Raw genomic sequence first — 238 nt, 5'->3', positions numbered from 1 at the left:
AAGCATGACGGTAGAGGAGATCTACAAGAATCGGGAACGGTTTGCCCAAGAGGTACAGTCGGTTGCCGCCAAGGATTTGAAAAAGATGGGCTTGTCTGTCGTCAGCTTCACCATCAAGGATGTGCGCGACAAAAACGGGTACCTGGCTGCTCTGGGGATTCCGCAAATTGCTGCGGTGAAGCGGGATGCGACTATCTCCCAGGCGGAAGCGGACAAGGAAGCGCGGATTAAACAGGCG

The 238-nt window shown here is 54.6% G+C and carries 1 protein-coding gene; it reads left to right on the top strand.

Translation table 11 applies throughout. The features are described 5' to 3' along the window. A partial coding sequence (locus MXD62_RS40430; RefSeq protein ID WP_248828999.1) for a flotillin family protein occupies positions 1-238 on the top strand: 238 nt, incomplete at both ends.

The organism is Frankia sp. Mgl5 (assembly GCF_023242985.1).
GTDB lineage: Bacteria > Actinomycetota > Actinomycetes > Frankiales > Frankiaceae > Parafrankia > Parafrankia soli.
Note: the sequence above shows the minus strand (reverse complement) of the source record. Positions and strands in the feature narration are given on the sequence as shown.